This is a genomic window from Fusobacterium sp. SYSU M8D902 (assembly GCF_040199715.1).
Taxonomy (GTDB): domain Bacteria; phylum Fusobacteriota; class Fusobacteriia; order Fusobacteriales; family Fusobacteriaceae; genus Fusobacterium_A.
The window spans coordinates 178,560-200,545 of the sequence record NZ_JBEFNA010000001.1 but is presented as its reverse complement, the minus strand read 5'-3'; the positions used below and the strand labels follow the sequence as shown (position 1 = coordinate 200,545).

20 protein-coding genes are annotated in these 21,986 nt (G+C 29.2%); 13 read left to right on the top strand and 7 right to left on the bottom strand.

Annotated features, from left to right (window positions below; translation table 11 throughout):
* The 8 genes from ABNK64_RS00915 to ABNK64_RS00880 all read left to right on the top strand — a co-directional run.
* Positions 1-776, top strand: a 776-nt coding sequence (locus tag ABNK64_RS00915) for an SPL family radical SAM protein (RefSeq protein WP_349763179.1), incomplete at its 5' end; no start/stop codon positions are given.
* A 14-nt stretch (positions 777-790) separates the two neighbouring features.
* A complete protein-coding gene (locus ABNK64_RS00910; protein ID WP_349763177.1) occupies positions 791-1,483 on the top strand; it encodes an SDR family NAD(P)-dependent oxidoreductase in 693 nt (230 codons plus the stop codon).
* A 130-nt stretch (positions 1,484-1,613) separates the two neighbouring features.
* Positions 1,614-2,171, top strand: a complete 558-nt coding sequence (locus ABNK64_RS00905) for a ferritin family protein (RefSeq protein WP_291256192.1) — start codon at positions 1,614-1,616, stop codon at positions 2,169-2,171.
* Between the two features lie 126 nt (positions 2,172-2,297).
* Positions 2,298-3,851 carry a type I restriction-modification system subunit M gene (locus ABNK64_RS00900; protein WP_349763175.1) on the top strand — a complete coding sequence of 518 codons (1,554 nt, stop codon included), beginning with the start codon at positions 2,298-2,300 and terminating at the stop codon, positions 3,849-3,851.
* Positions 3,852-3,993: 142 nt separating this feature from the next.
* A complete protein-coding gene (gene dinD, locus ABNK64_RS00895; RefSeq protein WP_349763173.1) occupies positions 3,994-4,815 on the top strand; it encodes a DNA damage-inducible protein D in 822 nt (273 codons plus the stop codon).
* Between the two features lie 49 nt (positions 4,816-4,864).
* Complete coding sequence (locus ABNK64_RS00890) at positions 4,865-6,052, top strand: restriction endonuclease subunit S (protein WP_349763171.1); 1,188 nt, start codon at positions 4,865-4,867, stop codon at positions 6,050-6,052.
* Between the two features lie 10 nt (positions 6,053-6,062).
* Positions 6,063-7,826, top strand: coding sequence for a DUF262 domain-containing protein (locus ABNK64_RS00885; protein WP_349763170.1), 1,764 nt, complete (start codon positions 6,063-6,065; stop codon positions 7,824-7,826).
* Positions 7,827-7,845: 19 nt separating this feature from the next.
* The gene (locus ABNK64_RS00880; protein ID WP_349763169.1) at positions 7,846-10,944 is read left to right on the top strand and encodes a type I restriction endonuclease subunit R; all 3,099 of its coding nucleotides are present in this window, start codon (positions 7,846-7,848) and stop codon (positions 10,942-10,944) included.
* Between the two features lie 72 nt (positions 10,945-11,016).
* On the opposite strand, the gene ABNK64_RS00875 is transcribed toward ABNK64_RS00880, so the two are convergent.
* Complete coding sequence (locus tag ABNK64_RS00875; RefSeq protein ID WP_349763168.1) at positions 11,017-11,520, bottom strand: hypothetical protein; 504 nt, start codon at positions 11,518-11,520, stop codon at positions 11,017-11,019.
* A 113-nt stretch (positions 11,521-11,633) separates the two neighbouring features.
* On the opposite strand from ABNK64_RS00875, the gene ABNK64_RS00870 reads away from it, so the two are divergent.
* Complete coding sequence (locus ABNK64_RS00870) at positions 11,634-12,125, top strand: deoxycytidylate deaminase (protein WP_291256190.1); 492 nt, start codon at positions 11,634-11,636, stop codon at positions 12,123-12,125.
* A 78-nt stretch (positions 12,126-12,203) separates the two neighbouring features.
* Here ABNK64_RS00870 and ABNK64_RS00865 read toward each other — a convergent pair whose 3' ends face one another.
* The 6 genes from ABNK64_RS00865 to pstC all read right to left on the bottom strand — a co-directional run bounded on the left by ABNK64_RS00865 (position 12,204) and on the right by pstC (position 17,654).
* Complete coding sequence (locus tag ABNK64_RS00865) at positions 12,204-12,959, bottom strand: transporter substrate-binding domain-containing protein (protein ID WP_300389426.1); 756 nt, start codon at positions 12,957-12,959, stop codon at positions 12,204-12,206.
* 27 nt (positions 12,960-12,986) lie between these two features.
* Positions 12,987-14,162 (bottom strand): M20 family metallopeptidase, encoded by a 1,176-nt coding sequence (locus ABNK64_RS00860; protein WP_349763167.1) that lies wholly within the window; start codon positions 14,160-14,162, stop codon positions 12,987-12,989.
* Positions 14,163-14,427: 265 nt separating this feature from the next.
* Complete coding sequence (locus ABNK64_RS00855; RefSeq protein ID WP_349763166.1) at positions 14,428-15,114, bottom strand: phosphate signaling complex PhoU family protein; 687 nt, start codon at positions 15,112-15,114, stop codon at positions 14,428-14,430.
* Positions 15,115-15,126: 12 nt separating this feature from the next.
* Positions 15,127-15,891, bottom strand: a complete 765-nt coding sequence (pstB, locus tag ABNK64_RS00850) for a phosphate ABC transporter ATP-binding protein PstB (protein ID WP_291255679.1) — start codon at positions 15,889-15,891, stop codon at positions 15,127-15,129.
* 33 nt (positions 15,892-15,924) lie between these two features.
* Positions 15,925-16,770: a phosphate ABC transporter permease PstA gene (gene pstA / locus ABNK64_RS00845; protein ID WP_300342952.1), complete on the bottom strand. Its 846-nt coding sequence runs from the start codon at positions 16,768-16,770 to the stop codon at positions 15,925-15,927.
* A gap of 11 nt (positions 16,771-16,781) precedes the next feature.
* Positions 16,782-17,654: a phosphate ABC transporter permease subunit PstC gene (gene pstC / locus ABNK64_RS00840; protein WP_349763165.1), complete on the bottom strand. Its 873-nt coding sequence runs from the start codon at positions 17,652-17,654 to the stop codon at positions 16,782-16,784.
* A 192-nt stretch (positions 17,655-17,846) separates the two neighbouring features.
* Here pstC and ABNK64_RS00835 point away from each other — a divergent pair, with 192 nt between their 5' ends.
* The 4 genes from ABNK64_RS00835 (at position 17,847) to ABNK64_RS00820 (ending at position 21,938) form a co-directional block, all read left to right on the top strand.
* Positions 17,847-18,692: a phosphate ABC transporter substrate-binding protein gene (locus tag ABNK64_RS00835; protein WP_502878724.1), complete on the top strand. Its 846-nt coding sequence runs from the start codon at positions 17,847-17,849 to the stop codon at positions 18,690-18,692.
* A 107-nt stretch (positions 18,693-18,799) separates the two neighbouring features.
* Positions 18,800-19,483 (top strand): response regulator transcription factor, encoded by a 684-nt coding sequence (locus ABNK64_RS00830; protein WP_349763164.1) that lies wholly within the window; start codon positions 18,800-18,802, stop codon positions 19,481-19,483.
* A gap of 11 nt (positions 19,484-19,494) precedes the next feature.
* Complete coding sequence (locus tag ABNK64_RS00825; RefSeq protein ID WP_349763162.1) at positions 19,495-21,159, top strand: sensor histidine kinase; 1,665 nt, start codon at positions 19,495-19,497, stop codon at positions 21,157-21,159.
* Between the two features lie 68 nt (positions 21,160-21,227).
* The gene (locus tag ABNK64_RS00820) at positions 21,228-21,938 is read left to right on the top strand and encodes a hypothetical protein (RefSeq protein WP_291255685.1); all 711 of its coding nucleotides are present in this window, start codon (positions 21,228-21,230) and stop codon (positions 21,936-21,938) included.
* The last annotated feature ends 48 nt before the right edge of the window (positions 21,939-21,986 follow it).

The following is a 21,986-nucleotide window of genomic DNA, read 5'->3' as shown; positions in this document are numbered from 1 at the left end:
TACCTAAAGTTTGTGAAAGTTTTGGGAATGAGAATTTTTACTACTCATCTTCAGTTTTAAACTGTGTGTATGATTGTGAGTACTGCTATCTACAAGGGGTATACTCTTCAGGAAATATAGTTATTTTTGTAAATTTAGAGGATATGTTTCAAGAGATAGAGAGGATTTTAAAAGAGAGATCTATGTATATTTGCATATCGTATGATACAGATTTAATGGCTTTGGAAGAGATAACAGGCTTTGTGAAAAGATGGTATGATTTTGTAAAAAAACATAGGAATTTGAAGATAGAATTGAGAACAAAAAGTTCTAGCATAAAGGTTTTTGGTGAGCTGGAGCCTAATCCTAACTTTATAGTTGCTTGGACAATATCTCCTAAAGAGTTTGCAAAACAGTTTGAAAAAAGAGCTGTACCCTTTGAGAAGAGGGTAGAGTCTGCTAAAATATTGATTGAAGCAGGTTGGACGGTGAGAATTTGTTTTGATCCAATGATAAAGGTAGAAGATTTTTATACTGTTTATGGTGAGATGATAGACGAAACTTTTAAAGAGATAGATGGAACAAAGATTTTGGATGTTAGTATTGGTACGTTTAGAATATCTAAAGAGTATATGAAGAGAATGAAAAAGAATAGAGTAAACTCTCTAATTTTAAACTATCCTTTCCATTGTCAAGAGGGTGTGTATACATATTCAGAAGCTGAAAATCAAGAGATGTTGGATTTTGTAAAAGAGAAAATACTGAATTATGTAGATTTAGAAAAAATATTTATATAGAAAAAGGAGAAGAGATGAAAAATGTTTTGATAACAGGGGCTACTTCTGGAATAGGATTAGCTATCTCAAAAAAATTTCTAGATATGGGATATTCAGTGTATGGTGTTGGAAGAGATTTTTCTAAAGTGAGTATTGAGAGTGAGAGATTTTTTCCAATAGTTTGTGATCTTGTGAAATATCAAAATATAGAGGAGTTAGTGAGAAAATTAAAAAAAGAGGTGGAAATAGATATACTTGTAAATTGTGCAGGAGTAGGATATTTTGGACCACACGAAGAGATTAGTCCCACAAAACTTCACAAGATGATAGCTTTAAATTTAGAAGCTCCCTTAGTTTTAACACAATTACTATTGAGAGATTTGAAGAAAAGAAAGGGAACAGTAATAAATATCTCATCTATTACAGCTACAAAGTCAAGTACTTATGGCTGTGCTTACTCAGCAACAAAGGCTGGATTGCTACACTTTTCAAAGGGATTATTTGATGAAGTGAGAAAGACTGGAGTAAAAGTAATCTCTATCCTTCCAGATATAACTAAGACATCTTTTTATGATGAATTAAATTTTAGAGAGGGAGATGAGGAGGAGAGTTACATACTCCCAGAGTGTGTTGCAAATGCTGTAGAAAGCCTATTTTTACAGAGGGAAGGAACAGTTATAACCGAGATAATAATTCAACCTCAAAAGCATATAATAAAAAGAAAATAAATTTTTTAAAAAATACTTGACAATAATAGTAATATATAGTATATTAGTATTGTAATAAAAATGAAACGATTACAAAAAAGAAAAAAAGGAAATAGAAATTAAAATAAGGAAAATTTAAGGAGGAATTAAAATGGCAAAATGGAGATGTAAAGTATGTGGAGAAATTATAACTGATGAGACATTAACTCAATGTCCTGTATGTAAAGCTGGAAAAGACAAATGGGAAGAAGTTGTTGAGTCAGGAGAAAGAGTTTGGGCAACTGAGCACAAAGTAGGAGAAGGATTAGCTTGTGGAGATGAAGAGATAATCGCTGGATTAAGAGCTAACTTTGAAGGAGAGTGTACAGAAGTTGGAATGTACCTAGCAATGTCAAGAGTAGCAGATAGAGAAGGATATCCAGAAGTAGCAGAAGCTTACAAGAGAATCGCTTTTGAAGAGGCTGAGCACGCAGCTAAATTTGCTGAGTTATTAGGAGAGTGTGTAACTGCTTCTACTGAAGAGAACTTATCAAGAAGAGTTGAAGCTGAGTACGGAGCAACTTCAGGAAAATTTGATATCGCTAAGAGAGCTAAACAATTAGGATTCGACGCTATCCACGATACAGTTCACGAAATGGCTAAAGACGAAGCTAGACACGGAAGAGCTTTCGCAGGATTATTAGAGAGATATTTCGGGAAAAAATTCTAATTAAACTTTAAATAAATTAAAAGAGGATTTTAAAAAAATCCTCTTTTTTTTAATTAAAAATAAAAAATAATAAAGTATTATTATGGTATAATAGAAGTAAAGATGAATAGATGTGGAGGAAAATATATGTCAAGTGGAATACAAAGAGCCGAGTTACAATCTCAAATTTGGAAAATAGCAAATGAAGTTCGTGGAGCTGTAGATGGTTGGGATTTTAAACAATATGTTTTAGGAACTCTTTTTTATAGATTTATTAGTGAGAATTTCTCTAGTTTTATAGAAGCTGGAGATGATAGTTTTAAATATTCAGAGCTTAATGATGAAATTATAACTGAAGAAATTAAAAAAGATGCAATCAAAACAAAAGGATATTTTATCTATCCTAGTCAACTATTTATTAATATTACAAAAAGTGCTGGAGAGAATGAAAATTTAAATACAGATTTAAAGAATATCTTTTCAGAGATAGAAAAATCAGCAGTTGGATTCCCTTCTGAAAAAGATATAAAAGGATTGTTTGCTGATTTTGGCACAACAAGTAATAGGTTAGGAACAACAGTAAAAGAAAAAAATCAACGTTTAGCAGCTGTAATAAAAGGTGTTGCTGGACTTAATTTTGGAGAAGAGTTTGAAAAAAATCATATAGATTTATTTGGAGATGCTTATGAATTTTTGATATCTAATTATGCTGCTAATGCTGGAAAATCAGGAGGAGAGTTTTTTACACCTCAATGTGTTTCAAAGTTAATAGCTAAATTAGCAACATATGGAAAAAATAAAATAAACAAAGTTTATGATCCAGCAGCAGGATCAGGTTCATTACTATTACAAGTAAAAAAACAGTTTGGAGATAAAAATATAGAGGATGGATTCTTTGGGCAGGAGATAAATCATACTACATATAACCTTGCTCGTATGAATATGTTTTTACACAATGTAAACTATGATAAATTTGATATTGCTTTAGGAAATACTTTAATAAATCCTCAACATACAAGTGATAAACCTTTTGATGCTATTGTATCTAATCCACCATATTCAGTTAATTGGGTAGGAAGTGATGACCCAACTCTAATAAATGATGAAAGATTTGCTCCAGCAGGAGTATTAGCACCTAAATCTAAAGCAGATTTTGCCTTTGTACTTCATTGTTTAAATTATCTCTCTGGTAGTGGTAGAGCTGCAATAGTTTGTTTCCCAGGAATTTTTTATCGTGGAGGAGCAGAGCAAAAGATTAGAAAATATTTAGTAGATAATAACTATATTGAAACAGTTATTTCATTAGCACCTAATCTTTTCTATGGAACATCAATAGCTGTAAATATATTGATTTTGTCTAAGGCTAAAGGAAATAATACAAAAACTCAATTTATAGATGCAAGTGGAGAGGAGTTTTTTAAGAAAGAAACAAATAACAATGTTTTAGAAGCTGAACATATTAAAAAGATACTAGAGATTTTTGAGAAAAAAGAGGACATTCAATATATTTCAAAAATGGTAGATAACAGAAAAATCGAGGAAGAAAACTACAATCTTTCTATAAGTGCCTATGTTGAAGCTAAGGACACAAGGGAAATTATAGATATAAAAGAATTAAATGAGAAACTTAAGAAAACTGTATCTAATATTGATAAACTTCGTATAGAGATAGATAAAATTATTGAGGAGATAGAGGGTTAGAAAATAAAATATTTATTAAATAAGCTCTTATAAATGAGATAGATAATCGTACTATTTATATGAAGGGAATAGATATAAGTTATTATTATGAGGGGTATAGTGATTATATTATAGAGGAAATATAGATTAGAAGGAGAGGAATATGGATATACAGCTTTATAACGAAAAAACTTTTGAAGAGATTAAACATATTGATGAAAATGGGAATGAATATTGGCTTGCGAGGGAACTACAAGATATTTTGGAATATAAAGAATGGAGAAACTTTATAAAAGTTATTGAAAAAGCAAGAGAGTCTGTAAAAACATCTGAAATTAATACTTTTGATCATTTTGTTGACGTCAACAAAACGATAGAGATGCCTAAAAATGCTGAAAAAGTGATATATGACATCATGCTAACAAGATATGCTTGCTATTTGATTGTACAAAATGGAAATCCTAGAAAGAAGATGATAGCATTAGGACAACAATATTTTGCTGTTCAGACAAGAAAACAAGAGTTAGAAGAGAAAGAATTTGGTGAATTAACTGAGGAGCAAAGAAGATTAAAACTTAGAAATGATGTAAAAGGATTTAATAAAAAATTGGCAAAGGCGGCTCAAGATAGCGGTGTTAAAAATTATGGCTCTTTTCAAAATAGTGGATATAGAGGACTATATGGTGGAGAAACAGCAGAAGATATTAGAAAAAGAAAGCAACTAGACAAAAAAGAAGAGATTTTAGACCATATGGGTTCAACAGAATTAGCAGCTAATTTTTTTAGAATTACTCAAACAGAGGAGAGACTTAAAAAAGGGGATATAAAAGAGCAGAGAAAAGCGAATGATGTCCACTATAATATAGGAAAGAAAGTAAGAGAAACTATGGAAGAGATAAGTGGGATTTTACCTGAAGAACTACCAACACCTGAAAAGAGTATAAAGCAGATAGAGAGGGAACAGAAAGGATTGAAGAAAAAATAGTGAATAGAAAAGGGAAAAAAGTAGTGTTTATGCATAGAGGAGATACAAAATGAAAAGTAAACTAGAGGAATTAATAGAGAAACTTTGTCCCAATGGGGTAGAGTGGAAAGAATTAGAGAAATGTTGTAATATACTAGATAATAAACGTAAACCAATATCAAAAGCAAATCGACAAGCAGGAAAATATCCATATTATGGAGCTAATGGGATACAAGATTATGTGATAGATTATATATTTGATGGAAAATTTGTTTTAGTAGGAGAAGATGGGAGTGTATTAACTAAAAATGGAAATCCTGTTGTAACTTGGGGAGAAGGAAAAATTTGGGTAAATAACCATGCTCATGTTATTTCAGAGATAGCTCAAGTATCATTAAGATATTTATTTCATTTTTTACAAACAATCAATATTTCTTCATTAATAAAAGGAAATATTCCTAAGTTAACAGGTAAAGATTTTAAATCACTATTAATCCCAATTCCACCAATAGAAGTTCAAGAGGAAATAGTAAGAATACTAGATAAATTTACAGAGCTGACAACAGAGCTGACAACAGAGCTGACAACAGAGCTGACACTAAGAAAACAACAATATGAACATTATAGAGATGAGTTATTGACTTTTGGAGATGAGGTTGAGTGGAAAAGTTTAAGGGAGATAGGAGAGCTTGTTAGAGGGAATGGACTCCCTAAAACAGATTTTACAGAAGCTGGAGTACCTGCGATACATTATGGACAAATTTATACATATTATGGAACTTCAACAGTTGATACAAAATCTTTTGTTTCAGAAGAAACAGCTAAAAAGTTAAAGAAAGTTAATTATGGAGACGTTGTAATAACAAATACAAGTGAAAATTTAAAAGATGTTGGAAAAGCTCTTTTGTATTTAGGAGAGAAACAAGCTGTTACAGGTGGACATGCAACAATATTTAAACCTTCAAATTTTATTTTGGGGAAATTTTTTGTGTATATTTCACAATCTCAAATTTTTATAAACCAAAAATCTAGGTATGCAAAAGGGACTAAAGTAATTGATGTATCAGCTTCAGATATGTCAAAATTTAAAATTCCACTTCCACCATTAGAAGAACAACAAAGAATAGTCGATATTCTTGATAGATTTGATATTTTAGTTAATGATATAAAAGAGGGATTACCTGCTGAAATAGAGATGAGACAAAAACAGTATGAATACTATAGAGATAAACTTTTAAATTTTAAAAAATTAAATTAAGGAGAATATTATGGAAAATATAAGTAGTAAATTAATAATTCGTGGAGAAAGTGTAGAAAGAATTTATTCTTTATATACTAATAAAAAACTAATAGTTAATAGAAGATATCAAAGAAAATTAGTTTGGACAATAGATGAGAAAAGAAGTTTTATTGATTCAATTATTAAAGGATTTCCAATTCCATTGATTTTATTAGCTGAAAAAGAAGAAAAATATGAAATAATTGATGGAATGCAACGTTTAGATACTATAACTTCTTTTATTAATGGAGCCTTTGATATAGAAGGAAAATATTTTGATTTAGAAACAATGGCAGGAACAAAATTATTATTAGATAATAGTAGTTTAAAGCAAAATTTCCCAAAATTAGAAAGAGATATTTGTGTAAAAATAGTCCAGTATGTATTTCCTATATCAAGTTATAGAGATACAACAGAAAAAGTAGTAGATGAAATCTTTAGAAGGATTAACTCTAATGGTAAAAAATTATCTAAACAAGAACTTAGACAAGCAGGAACAACGGGAAGATTTTCTGATTTAGTAAGAAATATCTCCTCAAAAATAAGAGGAGATGTTTCTGTAGAAGATATTTTACCATTAAATGATATGAAAAAGATAAGTTTAAAAAGTGGTAATGATATTGGAGAAGGAATTAATGTTGATGATATTTACTGGATAAAACAAAGTATTATAAGAAAGGCTCAAATAAGAGAATCAAAAGATGAAGAAATAGTAGCAGATATAGTTGCATCTATTTTAACAGATTTTACAGTAGGTTCAAGTAGTAAAATTCTTGATGAATTTTATGATGAAACTTCTTCAAGAAAAGGAGAAATAGAGAATGGATTACAAATCAAAGGATTTGAAATAGGAAATTTTATTAAAGTTTATGACGAAATAAATAAAATTCTTGATATATCTAATAAAACTTTTGTAAGCTTATTCTTTTCAGATGAAAAAGATAAAGCTTCTAGATATTATATTGTTTTATTTTTATGTATATATAAATTAATGATTATAGAAAATAAGAAGATTAAAAATTATAAAGGTTTAGTTGAAGCAATAGATAAAATATATGATAGTATTACATTATCAAAAGGAGGAGGAAATTGGAGTGCTAAAGAAAAATATAATGCTGTAAATTCTACTAAAGGGGTTATAGAAAAATTTTTTGAAAAAAATACAGTATCTATAAATGTTGCTTATGAATCTTGGATTACAGAATTAGAGAATATTTTAACCCTTTCTAAAATCGAGAATACTTTATATGATTTCAAACAAGGATTTTATAATATAAAAACTAAACAATTTGATACCAATTGTTTTTCAAAAGTAATAAAAACATTAACTGCAATTTCAAATATTGGTGGAAATATTGAAGGATATGTAATTATTGGTATTTCTGATAATGAAAATTCTTCTAAAAACTATGAAAAAGAATATCAAGTAAAAAATATTAAATTTTCAAATTTTTATATAAATGGAATAGATAAAGAAGCTGAGATAGAATTTAAAAATATTGATGATTATTTTGGAAAAATTATTCAATTAATAAAGAAAGAACCAATAAGTGATAATTTTAAATCATATTTAGTTTCAAATATAAAAATGATGAAATATAAAAATGATAAAAGTATTTTAGTTTTTAAAACTAAAGCACACGATATGCCAGAATTATATGATAATAATTATTACATCAGAGAAGGAAATAATACTGAACAAATTCCTGTTCCTCAACTTCATTTACTTTTTAACAGATTTAGCAAAGTATAAAACTTTTGAAGGAGAATAGATGAGTAGCTACAGTCCAATTACAGAGACAAAAAACTTTATAATTTTAGATAGTTATAGTAAAATATTTCAGGTTGGAGAATCTTATCAAACAGAGAGAGATTTAGAAAACGAATTTATAACCGACTTAAAAAATCAAGGTTATGAGTATAGAAAAGATCTAACTACCAATGAAAAAATCTTAGAAAATATAAAAATTCAACTTGAAGAATTAAATGATGTTAAATTTTCAAATTCTGAATGGGATAGATTTTGTGAGGAGTATTTAAATAAGCCTAATGATACTCAAATAGATAAGACTAGAAAAATTCATAATGATTATATATATGATTTTATTTTTGATGATGGACATATTAAAAATATTTATCTTGTGGATAAAAAGAGTATCTCTAGAAACAGACTTCAGGTAATTTCTCAATTTAATCAAAGAGGAACTGTTTTAAATCGTTATGATGTAACCATTTTAGTAAATGGCTTACCTATGGTTCAAATAGAACTTAAAAAAAGAGGAATTGCTATTAGAGAAGCATTTAATCAAATTAATAGATATAGCAAGGAGAGTTTTAATACAGAAAATTCACTGTATAAATATTTACAATTATATGTAATTTCAAATGGAACTGATACAAGATATTTTGCTAATACTATAAAAAGAGATAAGAATAGCTTTGATTTTACAATGAACTGGGCTAAGGCAGACAATACACCAATTAAAGATTTAAAAGATTTTACAGCTACATTTTTTCAAAAAAATACAATTCTAAGTGTATTATTAAATTATTCAGTTTTTGATTCAAATGAGAATTTATTGATAATGAGACCATATCAAATAGCTGCAACTGAAAGAATTTTATGGAAAATAAAGAGTACATATTTGAATAAAAAGTGGAAGTCTATTGATGCTGGTGGATATATATGGCATACAACAGGTTCAGGAAAAACTTTAACAAGTTTTAAAGTAGCTCGTTTAGCAACAGAATTGGATTTTATAGATAAAGTATTTTTTGTAGTGGATAGAAAAGATTTAGACTACCAAACTATAAAAGAGTATCAACGTTTTTCTCCAGATAGTGTTAATGGTTCTGAAAATACTGTAGGACTTAAAAGAAATATTGAAAAAGATGATAACAGAATTATTGTAACTACAATACAAAAATTAAATAACTTAATAAAAAATGAAGCAGATTTAGATATATACAATAGAAATGTTGTTTTCATATTTGATGAAGCTCATCGTTCTCAATTTGGAGAAGCACAGAAAAATATAAAAAAGAAATTTAAAAAATATTGTCAATTTGGATTTACTGGCACACCAATATTTCCAGAAAATGCTTTAGGAGCAGAGACAACAGGAAGTGTATTTGGAAATCAGTTACACTCATATGTTATAACAGATGCTATTAGAGACGAGAAAGTACTTAAATTTAAAGTTGATTACAATGATGTTCGTCCAAATTTTGAAAATATAGAGAAAGAGCTAGATGAAAAAAAACTGAGTGCTTTAGAAGAGAAAAAGGCTTTTTTACATCCTGAAAGAATTAAGGAAATCTCTAGATATATTCTTAATAATTTTAATGTTAAAACTCACAGAACTTATATAGGAGAAAAGGGATTTAATGCAATGTTTGCTGTAAGTTCTGTAGATGCAGCAAAACAATATTATGAAACACTAAAAAATTTACAAAAAGATTCTAAGAATCCTCTAAAAATAGCAACAATATTTTCATTTGCTCCTAATGAAGAGCAAAATTCTATTGGAGAGATATTGGATGAAAATTTTGAGCCAACAGCAATGAACACAAGTGCAAAAGAGTTTTTAACTTTAGCTATTAATGATTATAATGAAATGTTTAAAACAAATTATGGTATTGAAAGTAGAGACTTTCAAAATTATTATAGAGATCTTGCTAATAGAGTGAAAAAACAAGAGATAGATTTGTTAATTGTTGTTGGAATGTTTTTAACAGGATTTGATGCTCCTACTTTAAATACACTATTTGTTGATAAAAATTTACGTTATCATGGATTGATACAGGCTTTTTCAAGAACCAATAGAATATATAATTCTACAAAAAGTTTTGGGAATATAGTGACATTTAGAGATTTAGAACAAGCAACTATTGATGCTATAACTTTATTTGGAAATGCAAATACTAAAAATGTAATTTTAGAAAAAAGTTATGAAGAGTATATGAATGGTTTTAAAGATATTATTAGTGGAGAAAATAAAAAAGGATATCTAAGTGTGATTGAAGAATTGAAAAATCGTTTTCCTAGTATAGAAGATATCGTTGATGAAAAGGATAAAAAAGAGTTTGTTAAACTTTTTGGAGAATACTTAAAAGTTGAAAATGTATTACAAAATTATGATGAATTTACAAAGTTAAAAGCTATCCAAACACTAGATATAGATGACTCAAAAGCTCTAGAAGAGTTTAAAACTAGATATTATGTAAGTGATGATGAAATTAGAGCTATGAAGGAAATAAAACTTCCAACTGAAAGAGAGATACAAGATTATTGTTCTACGTATAATGATATTCGTGAATGGCTTCGTCGTGAAAGAGCAGAGAAAGATGGAGAGAATTTGACAATAGATTGGAATGATGTTATATTTGAAATTGATCTTTTAAAATCTCAAGAGATAAACTTAAGCTACATTCTTGGCTTGATTTTTGAAAAAAATAAAAAATTAACAAGTAAAGAATTATTAGTTGAAGATATTAGACGTTTAATTAGAGCAAGTATAGGTAATCGTGCTAAAGAGAGTTTAATTGTGGATTTTATAAATAAAACAGATTTGAATAAATTTGAAGATAAAGCTAGTGTAATAGAGGGATTTTTTAACTTTGCTAAAGAAGAAAGAGCTATAGAAGAAGCTAAACTTATAGACGAAGAAAAATTAAATAAGGATATGGCAAAAAGATATATTTCTCGTTCATTAAAAAGGGAGTATGCTAGTGAAAATGGGACAGAATTAAATGAAGTTATGCCTAAAATGAGCCCACTAAACCCCAATTACCTACCTAAAAAGAAAAGTATATTTGAAAAAATATCAGCTTTTGTAGAAAAGTTTAAAGGGATTGGAAAAGAGGACTAGAGAGATATTTCGGGAAAAAATTCTAATTAAACTTTAAATAAAAAAGAGTCGTTACAGATGTAACGGCTCTTTTTACATATTGTTATCAATATTTGAATCAACATACTCTAAATATAGATTTGAATCTATCATTTTTCCATACTCATCAATAGTATCAATACCATTTAAATAGAGATTGGTAGATAAATTTGGAATAAATTTTAAAGAGTTTCCCTGTATAGTTAGATCATCAATTTTTTTATTAATAGGAACTTTTGAGATAGGGGAACCAATATCTTTTAATAACCTAGAATATATATCTTGAATTTGTGATTTACCTACATTTTCTTTATCAAAAACTACTCTTATTTTATAGAGAGAGTTATTTTTTAGAAAAAATTGGTATTTTGCTACAAAATCTTTAGGAGCATTGACAGAGAATATCTCAACATTCTCCTCTAAAGCTGGTTCTTTTTCAAGAGAATTAAAAATAATATTTAGATCAGATTTAGAATCTCCCCAATTTATTCCCTCAAAATCAACGATTGCAAAGGAAAGAGTACAAAGGGTAAAAAATAGTATAAAAATTTTTTTCATAAGCTACCTCCTAGTGTAATTCTATCAAATTTAATATATTAGATAAAGAAAAATTTAAAAAAGTTTAAAAATATGCTATATTATCTTATATAAGCAAGATTGGAGGGTAAAATATGAAAAGAGAAAAATACATAGATTGGGACGAATATTTTATGGGAGTAGCTCTACTTTCAGCTAAAAGAAGTAAGGATCCAAATACACAGGTTGGAGCTTGTATTGTAAATGATGAAAAAAGAATCATAGGAGTAGGCTATAATGGATTACCAATTGGTTGTAGTGATGACGAATACCCTTGGGAGAGAGAGGGAGAGTTTTTAGATACTAAATATCCTTTCGTATGTCATGCTGAATTAAATGCAATTTTGAATAGTACTAAGAGTTTAAAAGGTTGCACTATATATGTAGCTCTATTCCCTTGTCATGAGTGTAGTAAGGCTATTATACAAAGTGGAATAAAAGAGTTAGTCTATCTTTCAGATAAATATGCTGGAACAGAGTCTAATGTAGCTTCAAAAAAGATGCTAAATTCTGCTGGTGTAAAATATAGACAGTTAAACTCTCAATTAAAGAGATTGGAGTTGTCATTTGATATAAGTGACTATTAGAAAAATAAAAGGAAAAAATTACTAAAATGAGAAGTGTTCACTCTCAAATTAAAAGTAATTTTTTCCTTTTTTAATATATTATTGGTTATTTTTTAATTGATGATATTTTTCAACTTTTTCTGGGAAATATTTTTCTAAAAGTTTTAAATAAGTTCCGTTTGCATCAAGAGTAAGAATAGCTTGGTTAATTTTTTCAGCTAGTTCAGTTTCTCCTTTTCTAAGAGCTATAGAAGCACCTGGATGATCATCTATAACAACATCGATTTTTTTAATTTTTTTCATAACTTTAAGATACTCATCTCCAGATACATCAGCAATGATAACAGCATCAATTTTGTTATTTTGTAGATCCATTAAAGCACCTGTCCAAGAGTTATAAAGTTGAGGTATACCACCAATTTTCTTAGTAAACTCTTCCTGTACAGTACCAATTTGTACACCTACCTTTTTACCTTTTAACTCCTCTTTGTGAGTAAGTGAGCTATTCTCATTGACTATAACATAGTGTTCATCTGAAGATACTAACATATATGGCATTGAAAATGTAACAGCTTTTTGTCTTTCAGGTGTTTGTCCCATACCAGCAATAACAGCATCAATTTTTTTCATTTGTAAAGCTGGAAGTAATCCATCAAATCCTAAATTACTCCAAACGATCTCATAGTCTAATTCCTTACCAATCGCTTCCATAAGTTCCACATCAAAACCAACTATCTTTCCATTCTCAAGATATTCATAAGGCATAAATTCTGCATTAGTACCAACATAAAATTTCTTAGCAGAAAATGAAAGTGAAGATAAAAGCACCATTAAAGATAAAATAAGTTTTTTCATAAAAATCCCTCCATGTTTTAAATATAATTATAAATTTTTATTGTTGATAAATTCTGTTTTGATCTCTGCAAGAAGATCTTTATTATTGAAGATATCCATAGCTGTAAGAGCCATTGCTAGAGTAGCTTCTTTCATTCCAATATAAGCTTCAGGCTGTATAGTGGCATTAGCAAATTCAACACTGTGACCTATGAGGTGAGCTTTAGTCAATGGGAAATGAGGGTGAATTGTTGGACAACAATGGCTCACATCTCCCATATCTGTAGAACCAGAAGAGCCACCATCACCTATTTCAGTCACTCCTTGAAGTTTTAAATTTTTCTCATATATTTCTGATAATTTTTTATTAGTTACAAGGTTGGCGAAACTAGTTTCATAATTTTCAATCTCAAGAGTAGTACCAGTGGCTAGAGCAGCTCCTTTGGCACAATTTTTAACCTTTTCAACCAACTCTTTTAAATATGAAAGTGTTTTAGCTCTCACATAGAAGTTAGCAACAGCAAGATCTGGAATGATGTTAGCAGCTTCACCACCATTACTTATTATTCCGTGTATTCTAGAAGTCTCAAGAGTCTGCTGTCTAAGTGCATTGATAGAGTTAAATAATGTTATTACTCCATCTAAGGCGTTTATTCCTTCGTGAGGAGATGCAGCAGCATGGGCTGTCTTTCCTTTAAAAGTAAATTGTATAGCTTCCATAGCTTGAGAAGAACCACTTCTTTTGTGAGATTCACCAGTGGGATGTACTGCCATAGCTATATCTATATCATCAAAAATTCCAAGTTCAGCCATTTCTACTTTAGCTCCAAAAGTCTCTTCAGCAGGAGTTCCAATTACAAGTATATCTCCAATTGTATCTTGCATAACCTCTTTTAATAAAATTCCAGTAGCAATACTAGTAACTCCAAAAATATTGTGTCCACATCCATGTCCAATCTCAGGAAGAGCATCATATTCAGCAAGTATAGCTATTTTAGGTCCATTCTTTCCACTTGAGAATTTACCAAGAAATGCAGTTGGAATATTAGCATAATTAACAGTTGTTTCAAAACCATATTTCTTAAGTGTGTTGCTTAAGATTTCACAAGCTTTAAACTCCTGTCTTCCAATTTCAGGATTGTTGTAGATATACTCATTAATCTCTTTAAACTCATCAAGATATTTGTCAAAAAGTGTAGAAAGTTGTTCTTTTAATTGTTTCATAATTCCCTCCAGATATTTTAAGATAAAAAAAAGCCAATACACCTTAAAAGTGTATTGACTCATAAAATTTGATATACAAAAACAATGCTAGTAGAAAATCTACAAGCTTAGAGTACAATGATACTTAGGCATACTAAAAGATAAGGTATTTATTTGTCTATAAATTGTCCTTAACTTTAATGTCCTTAGTAACATAACTCTCCTCCTTAAAATGTTTTACTTGAGATATATATAACATATTAAAATGAAAAAGTCAAATATATTTTTAAATTTTTTTATCTTCTAATAGTTCAACCTTTCTCATATCCTTACCTTTCAGTATATAGATCAGATCAAAAACTAAGTGTAAAATATGGTCAGCAAATCTTTCAAATTTCTTACAAAGTACAATAAGATCAGTTCCACCTTCAATATTTTTAGAATTTTTCTTCATAATTTCAACAATATCACAAATATCTGCCCTAGTTAATTCATCAATCTCCTCATCCATAGTCAGAAGAGTGAATAGAGTTTTTTCATCACTTTTTATAAAAGCGTTGATATATCCTTCGTAGATATTTTTTGTTTTTTTAGCAATTGGAAGGATTATATCCTTTAGATATGGTTTCATTTCAGGAGAGATAGTTTCAATATTTTTGATTATTTTTAAGTTAGATTTTAAAATATCTCCCATTCTTTCAATTACTCTAGCACTGTTGATAAGCATAATAAGAAGTCTTAGATTACTAGCTGCTGGCTGAAATCTAGCTATTGTAAAGATAGAATCCTCTTTTATCTTCACTTCAAAATTGTTAATAGTATTCTCTGTAACTAGACACTCTCCATATAGAGTCTTATCAAAATTAGATCTTTCTAACATCTCAAGATTTATATCTAGAACTCTATTTAAATTTTTCAAAAGTTCAAGATAATGTTCGTTCAAACCTTTTATACTTTCCTCTAAATTTCTCATAAATAAATCCTCCTATCCAAATTTTCCTGTAATATAGTCTTCTGTTTTTTTCTTATGTGGTGTAGTAAAGATAAGTTCTGTTTTATCAAACTCCTCTAGCACACCTTGATAGAAGAAACCAGTATATTCAGATATTCTTGAGGCTTGTTGCATATTGTGAGTAACGATAATTATACTATATTTCTCTTCAAGTTGTCTGATAAGTTCCTCTATTTTAGCTGTTGAGATTGGATCTAGAGCTGAAGTAGGCTCATCCATCAATAGGATCTCTGGATTTATGGAGATAGCTCTTGCTATACATAGTCTCTGTTGTTGTCCACCAGATAATCCAAGAGATGATTTGTGGAGTTTATCTTTTACCTCGTCCCAAAGAGCAACTGATCTCAAAGAGTTTTCAACAATCTCATCAAGTTTATCTTTATTTTTTTCACCATGTAGTTTTGGAGCATAAACTAAGTTTTCATAGATGCTTTTTGGAAATGGATTTGGTTTTTGAAATACCATTCCCACTTTTTTTCTAAGTTCAACAATATCATAATCTTTATCAAAAATATTCTTTCCATCAAAAAGAATGTTTCCCTCATATTTTACATTTGGAATTAGATCATTCATTCTGTTGATAGATCTTAAAAATGTAGATTTACCACACCCAGAAGGTCCGATTAGTGCAGTGACCTTATTTTTTTTAATCTCCATATTAATATCTTTTAAAGCTTTAAAATCTCCATAATAAAAGTTAAAATCTTTTACTAAAATTCTAGTGTCGTTAGAATTCATTTTTTCCTCCTAATTTATATCAATTGAATATTATTATTTTTGTGAATTAAATCTATACCTGATAAAAGCACCAAGTAGATTGAAGCTTATTGTAATTACAACAAGGACAAATAGAGTACCACTCATATAAGCAGCTGGCATATTTGGAACTTGTGTTGAAATTACATAGAGATGGTATGGTAGAGCCATAACCTGATCCCAATAAGTTAATGGTAAAAATGGAAGGTAGAAGGCAACAGCTGTAAACATTATAGGTGCTGTCTCTCCAGCAGCTCTAGATATACTCAAAATAACTCCAGTTAAAATTCCAGGCATAGCAGCAGGAAGAATAACTTTTGTAATTGTCTCCCATTTTGTAGCTCCAAGAGCTAAAGAAGCCTCTCTTAGATGTTTCGGAATAGCTAAAAGAGATTCTCGAGTAGCAGTGATAATAACAGGTAAACACATAATTCCAAGTGTTAATGATCCAGATAAAATCGAAACATCAAAGTTTAAAAATATAACGAAAAGTGCCATACCAAAAAGTCCGTAAATTATACTTGGTATACCAGCTAAATTAATTATGGTAAGATTGATAATTCTTGTAAGAAGATTATCCTTAGCATATTCTACAAGATAGACTCCAGTCAGTACTCCAAAAGGAACAGATATTATGATAGTTCCCAGTGTAAGCCAAAGAGTTCCAACTATAGCAGGGAATATTCCTCCAGCCCTCATTCCATCACTAGGCATCTCAGTTAAGAAGCTCCAAGATATTGCAGGAATACCTGTATAAAGTATATATCCAATAATTAGAAATATTGGGATTACTGAGATTAGAGTAATAATTTTTATCAGATTCTCTAAAAATTTAGCTTTTGATTTTTTTAAAATAAACATTTTTTCCTCCATTAAAGTTCTCTAGCTTTTTGTATAAACTTTTCAGCGATACAGTTGGTAATGAAACTTATAATAAAAAGGACTATACCAATTGTAAAAAGTGCATAGTAGTGAGTACTTCCTTGAACTACCTCTCCCATTTCAGCTGCTATTGTAGCTGTAAGAGTTCTCACTGGAGAGAGAGGGGAAGTAGCTAAGATAGGAGAGTTACCTGTGATCATAAGAACTGTTAAAGTCTCTCCAATAATTCTTCCAAATCCTAACATAACCCCAGCAAATATTCCTGGAAAAGCTGCTGGTAAAAGTACGTTAAAAATTGTTTCAACAGAGTTAGCTCCCAAAGCTAGAGAAGCTTCTTTATAAGACTTATCAAGAGCTTCTAAAGAATCGTCAGCTATACTTACAATAGTCGGAATAGCCATAAATGCTAACATGATTCCACCAGTTAAAGCTGTGAGACCACTTGTTAAGTTAAACATCTCCTTTATAGGTCCAGATAATACATATAGTCCAATAAATCCAAGTACAACAGAGGGAATAGCGGACATAGTTTCAATAATTATTTTCATAAAAGTTTTTACTTTTGGAGAAGCATATTCAGCTATATAAATAGCTGTAAGAATTCCAATGGGAACAGCTATTAAAAGAGCTACAATCACTACCCAAAATGAACCAACTAGAAGTGGTAAAAGTCCATATAGTTCAGAGAGTGATATCCATTTTTTTCCAAAAATAAAATCAGTTACAGAGTATGAGTTAAAAAATTTTATTCCATTTGATAATATGAACAGGAAAATTAAAAATATAATTATAATATTAGATACTCCTATCCCAAAAAGAAGATGCTTCATTACACCATCTTTAAATTTTCTTATGCATTGCATAAAAACCTCCTAAAAAATCTATATATTAAATACATAACTATATTATCTTAACAGTGTAAAAACAGTATTAATTCAATGTAAATTCTGTGTAAAAAAATATTTACATAAAATTTACACTAGATTAATAATCAATTTACATAGACACTGTATATTAATAGCATAAACAAGAAATAAAAATTTGGAGGGATAAGAATGAATATCTTAAAAAAAGGGTTGTTTAGTATCTTAATAGTTGGAGGAATGTTATCAGCTTCTGCTGTTGCAGAGGCAAGATCAAAAGTGATACAAGCTAAAGGATCAGATACTATATTAAATGTATCTCAATCGATAGCTGAAAACTATATGAAGGAGAATAGAGGGGCAAGAATAGCAGTTACAGGTGGAGGTTCTGGTGTTGGAATATCAGCACTTTTGAATGGAACAACTGATATTGCTATGGCTTCAAGAAATATAAAAGAGAAAGAGATCTCTATGGCAAAAAGCAAGGGAATAGATGTAAGAGAGGTAGTTTTAGGATTTGATGGAATAACAATAGTAGCAAACCTTGCAAACCCTGTAAAAGATATTGATGATATAACATTGGGAAAAATATTTAGAGGTGAAATCAGTAACTGGAAGGAGATAGGTGGAGAGGATGCACCAATAGTAGTACTATCTAGAGATTCATCATCTGGGACACATGAATTTTTTAAGGAGCATATTATCAGAGAAAACAATACTAAAAAAGAGTTAGAATATGGAGAAAAAACTTTGTATATGCCATCTAATGAGGCAATAAAACAGGAGATAAAGGTTAATAAAAATGCTATTGGTTATATAGGAATGGGTTATATGGATAGCACAGTAGAATCTATAAAAGTAGATGGAGTAGAAGCAACACCAGAAAATGTATCAAATAAAACATATCCAATAGCTAGAGAAGTGTACTGGTATGTGGATAAGAATGCAGAAGAAGATATTAATAAACTTGTAGATTATGCACTTTCTCCAAAAGGACAGGGAATTGTTAAAGAAGAGGGATTTGTTCCTGTAAAATAAAGCTTAAAAATATAATATATTTATGAAGAGAGGGTATAAAAATGTTTACTTTTTGTGCCCTCTCTTCTATAATTTAGATAAAGAATATTTTTAAATTTGGAGGAGAAATGAAGATCCTAGTTATAGAAGATGATAAGGAGATACAGGAGTTAATTTCATATTTTTTAACTAAAGAGGGATATGAAGTTGATAGTGCTGATGATGGTTTAGAAGGGTTGAAATTATTAAAAGAGAAACAACACAATTTAGTAGTTCTAGATCTGATGCTACCAAATTTAGATGGAAAAAATTTTACAAAAATTGTAAAAGGAATATCTTCAGAATATGGAAAGCCAACAATAATTATGTTGACAGCAAAGACAGAGATAGAAGATGTGTTAGAAGGTTTGGAAATAGGTGCAGATGACTATATGAAAAAGCCATTTGATCCGAGAGAGTTGGTGTTGAGAGTAAAGAGATTTTTTAAAGATAGTGAGATTAAGAGAGAGAAGGAGAGCAAATTTGAGTTCTATAAATTGAAAATAGAAGATGATAGACACAGGGTTCTCTATGATGAGAATGAGATAGAACTCTCTAAAAAAGAGTATGACCTCTTGTTATTATTAGTTCAAAATAAGAACTTGGTAATAACAAGGGAGAAGATTTTGGATAAAGTATGGAATAGTAATTACTATGCTGGAGATAGGACTGTTGATGTATATATTTCTAAGTTAAGAGATAAATTGCCAGAGCTTAGTGAGCATATTAGAACTATAAAAGGAGTTGGATACAAATTAGAAGAAAAGAGATAATTATCTTAATATTGATACTGATCTTAGAGGGAATTTTTGTAGGAATAAACTCTAAAATCTTATCAAACCTATATAAGCAAAGAGTGAAACAGATATTGAAAGAGGATACCCTACTTGTAAAATTAATAGCTGAGAGAAATCCAAGAGTAAAGTACCAAGAACTTTTTTCAAATAATGAACTTAGATTTACAATAGTGGATTTGGAAGGAAAAATAATTTTTGACTCTAAAAAAACTGAGGAAGAGGAGAAAAGAATGGATAATCATCTTCAGAGATTAGAGATTCAAGAAGCTATTAAAAATAGTGAGAGTTTTACGGTGAGAAGTAGTGACACACTACATAAGATGATGGCTTATTATGCTATCTTAGTGAGAGATATAAATGGTGAAGAGTATGTACTGAGAACTTCTAATGACTATAGTAAAGAAGTATTACAGATAAGAGAGTTTCTTTTAATTCAGATACTATTTTTTATAATCTTAAATTATGTGATACATTTTTTCTATAAAAACTATATAAAAAGAGATTTCTATAATAAAATTGAAAAAATGAGATGTTTTCTTAAAAGTGGAGAGATGGAGAAGGTAAATTACTCTAAAGATGAGTATTGGTTATTTCAATTTTGGGATATTTTGAAAGAGTGGCAGGAGAAGAATCTAAATAATATATCTAGATTGGAGAAAGAGAGAAGAGTTTTATCTGAAGTCTTACATTCAGTAGATCTTTTTATTGGGTTATTAAATGTAAATGGAAGCTTTATAGTAAAGAATACATCTTTAAAATATATAATAGATCCCTATGAAGATGATTATTTAGGGGCAGTAAAACATATTGAGATAATAAAACATATTAAAGATGGAATGAGTTCTAAAAAAGATATTAGAGAAGAGCTATATATTCAAAATTTAAAAAAATACTTTTTATTGACAATGAAGTATTTAGAATTTAGTAATAGATATATAATAACAATTAAGGATATAACGAGCACTAGAGAGATGGTTGAGGTTCAAAGAAGTTTTATAAACAATGTAAGTCACGAATTGAAAACCCCACTTACAAATATAAAAGGGTATTTGATAGCTTTAGAAGATTGTCCAGATAGTATGAAAACAAAGTTCTTAAAAACTATAAAATCTAATGTAGAAAGGCTTGAAAATATTGTTTTAGATTTTTTTAATATATCTAAAATAGAAAATTCTAATCTTGTAAATATCTCACAAATTGGAGTTGAAAAATTAAAAAAAGAGTTACTGGATATTTTAGACAAAAAGATAGAGGAAAAAGGAGCAGAGGTAGAGTTTAATTTTGTACTCACAGATAATAGAGACTATTTGAAAATAGATTTTGAAAAAATATCTATGATCTTAAAAAATTTAATAGAGAATGGAATTATCTACAATATGAATAAAAATCCAAGGGTAATGGTAGATGTATTGGAAAAAGGGGATAGATATTTAATTCAAGTCAAAGATAATGGAATGGGAATACCTATCTACGAACAGGATAAGATATTTGAGAGATTCTATCGAATAGATCAAGCTAGAACTAGTAATTTGGGTGGAACAGGACTTGGACTGTCAATAGTAAAAACTCTAGTAGATAAGTGTGGAGGAGATTTGACAATTGACTCACAGGAGCATATTGGAACTACCTTCTCATTCTATATTTTAAAATAAAAAGTGGACTAATATGGAGAAAATATGGTATATTAGGAGTAGATAACAAAAAGAAAAGGGGTAGAAGAATGGCAAAATTAAAACATGTAATAACAGCTTATAAAGCTCAAATGAATCCACAAGTAAATGGAGTTATAGATATATTTGGAGAGTTTGATAATCTTATTCAACCAATGTTTCCATTTCCAATGGCAAATTTATCAATAGTTGTAACAGTTAATGAGTTACAAAGACCAACTATGTTTGAAGTGAGAATAAATGCTCCAGATGATACATTAATAACTAAGGGAGAGTTTGGAATTTTACCTGATCCATTCGGTGTTGGAAAGAAAATTTTAGATTTAGAGAAATTTATAGTTGGAGAAAGAGGAAAGTATACAATAGATCTATTTGAAAAAGTAGCTGAAGATAAGGTTAAATTTATAGCTACTGAAGATCTATTTATAGCTGATTATCCACCTCAAAGAAGATTATCTGATGAGGATAAAGCTAAGATACTAGCAACTGAAGGTGTAATTAAAACTGTTAGAACTGAGTTTAAACCAGTAGAGGGAGAGTTAATTAAACTTCAAGTAAACCTTGATAAGAGTATGCCTCTTGATGAAGGATATACAGCAATACCAGAAGATGATAGATTGGTTGTTGGAGATAAAGAGTTTAACTTAACAGGAATTAGAAGACAGATAGAGTGGCTATTTGGAAACCCATTACCAAAAGCACCGGAGAAAAAAGAGGAAGAAAAGGAAGAAACTCAAGAAAAAACAGAAGAAAAACAATAAAAAAACCTTGACATAATTAAGGAAAACTAATATAATAGTAAGGTATAT